Genomic DNA, 2,250 nt, shown 5'->3' with positions numbered 1-2,250 from the left:
GCCCCCGCCCCGGACCCCCACCGGATCCAACGGCGGGATGTGCATCGCAACCACGTGCACCGCGTCGCGCGCCTCCTCCAACCACCCGTCCAGCTGCTCCTCCACCAGCGGATCCACCGTGCTGCTGCCGGAGTCCACCAGGCTGAAGTGCACCCCCTGGAAGGTGAAGTGCTGGCTGGCCCGCCCCACGAGCTGCTGGTAGATGCGCGCGTCGTCCGTGAACGTCTCGTGGTTGCCCAGCGTGGCGTACAGCGGGATGCGCGAGCTGGCCTCCAGCCGCTGCTGGAACTCCTCCAGTTGCTCGCGCGTCCCGTACTCCGTCAGGTCCCCCGCGAAGAAGATGAAGCGCAGGCTGGGGTCTTCGTTCAGCCGCGTGTAGATGTCCCCCACCTTCGACAGCGCCTCCTGCACGTCCGCCAGCGCCGCGAACCGGAACGGCGTCCGCGAATCCCAGTCCGGCGGCGCCACCGTCAGCCGCGCCGTCGCCCCCGGTCGCAGGGCCACCCGCCACGCCTTCACCGTTGGATGCGCGTCCGGCAGCGGCTCCACCGCGAGCGCCTCGCCGGACTCGTCCACCGCCACCAGCGCCGCGCCCGGCATCGTGTTGCGCACCGTGAACAGCCAGTCCGCGCGGGCCTGCGCTCCGGCCGTGACGCGCACCGTGAGCACCGGCGCCTGGCTCCACAGCTCCAGCGCTCCCGACCCCAGCGTCCGCACCGACGCGAGCCCGCCCTCGACCTCCACCTTCAGCGCTTCGGCCTCGGCCTGACCGACGCGCGTGTCGCGCACCGCGCGATCCTCGCTCGGCCGCGCGCAGCCCGCGGACAGCAGCGCGGTCGCGAGCCCCATCGCCCCCAGCACCTTGAAGCCGCTCACGTGTCACCTCCCACCGCGTACACCAGCGACACGCGCCCCATCAGCGCGCCACCCGCCTGCGCTTCCGCCGCCACGCCCCAGCGCTCCGTCAGCAGCACGCGGCCCCTCAACCCGAAGGAGCCGATGATGCCGCCGCCCCGCCCTCGCATGCCTCCCACCAGCCCGTCCTTGCGGTGGTCGTAATAGAGCATCGCCTCGCCCCGGAGCGGCCCGCCGCGCCCCAGCCACACGCCGTAGCCGAAGGTGTAGAGCAGCTGCCCGTGCAGGTTGTCGTCCCCCACCGCGCCCGGATAGCCGAGCCCCTGGTACGACAGGCCCACGCTGCCCTCCGCGAAGGAACCCGTCATCCTCGGGCTCAGCCGCGCCATCGCGTAGCGCCCCCGCAGCGACAGCTCCCCGCCGCCCAGCGTGAAGCCCTCCGTCGGATAGCGGTGGTACGTCGCGAAGCCCTCCACGTCCAACGCCGTGCCGTCCCCATTGCCCAGCGACCGCTCCGGCGCGCCCCACAGCCGGTACGCCGCCCCGGCGCGGATCCACGTGTTGCCCTCCGAAGGCGCGAGCCTCGCGGACGCCTCCAGCCGCACCGACGACAGCCGCGCCACCGCGCCCAGCGCGAAGAAGTTCTGGTAGTCCGCCGTCGCGTCGCGCACGGACTGGTAGCCCACGTCCAGCTCCAGCGGCGGCAGCGTGGCCGGCACCCGCCCCGGGTCGAACGCGGGCGACGTCACCGCGTACAGGTTCGCCAGCATCGACACGGAGAACAGCCCGGCCCCCGTCAGCGTCACCGCGTACAGCGGCCCGATGGTCCGCCGCGACGCACCCGTGAGCGCGATGGGCACCAGCCCCGCCCCCATCAACCCGAACCCCACGGCCTCCACCGCGAAGAGCTGCCTCGCCGTCGCGGAGTCCCCCGCCGCCCACGACCCCAACCCGTGCAAGAGCAGCCCGGGCACCACCGCCACCGCGACCGGCAGCGCCTTGAACGGCGGACGCGGCGCTTCTCGCAGCAGCCCGACGCCGGGCTCGGACACGCGGCCGCCCTGGGGCTGGGGACGCGGCGAAGCCTCCACTTCCACTTCCAGCTCTCCTCCCAGCTCCGGCGAGGCCCGTCGCAGCTCACCCGCTTCCGCGTACACCGGCACGCGGTGGCCGCGCTCGGGCGCCACCACCGGACCGGACCCGGCCGCGGAGGCCATGGGCACGGGCCGGGGCCCGGCGTCCGTCAGCGCCCGCGCCAGCACCTCCGGCGGCACCACCGACGTGCGCGCGCCCTTGCGCGCCGGCACGTCCCGGGGCACGTCGCCGCCGCCCAGCTCCGGGCCGCTCGCCAACAGGTCGAACGCGGATCTCCACCCGCCCCCCTCCCTGTCCCTT

2 protein-coding genes are annotated in these 2,250 nt (G+C 74.4%); both read right to left on the bottom strand.

Annotated features, from left to right (window positions below):
- Window positions 1–849 (bottom strand): metallophosphoesterase family protein (locus D7X12_RS40965; RefSeq protein ID WP_120630519.1); only part of this gene is annotated, 849 nt, incomplete at its 3' end.
- Window positions 850–872: 23 nt separating this feature from the next.
- Window positions 873–2,250 (bottom strand): hypothetical protein (locus D7X12_RS40960; protein WP_120630518.1); only part of this gene is annotated, 1,378 nt, incomplete at its 5' end.

Origin of the sequence: Corallococcus sicarius (assembly GCF_003611735.1) — a bacterium.
Taxonomy (GTDB): Bacteria; Myxococcota; Myxococcia; order Myxococcales; family Myxococcaceae; genus Corallococcus; species Corallococcus sicarius.
Note: the sequence above shows the minus strand (reverse complement) of the source record. Positions and strands in the feature narration are given on the sequence as shown.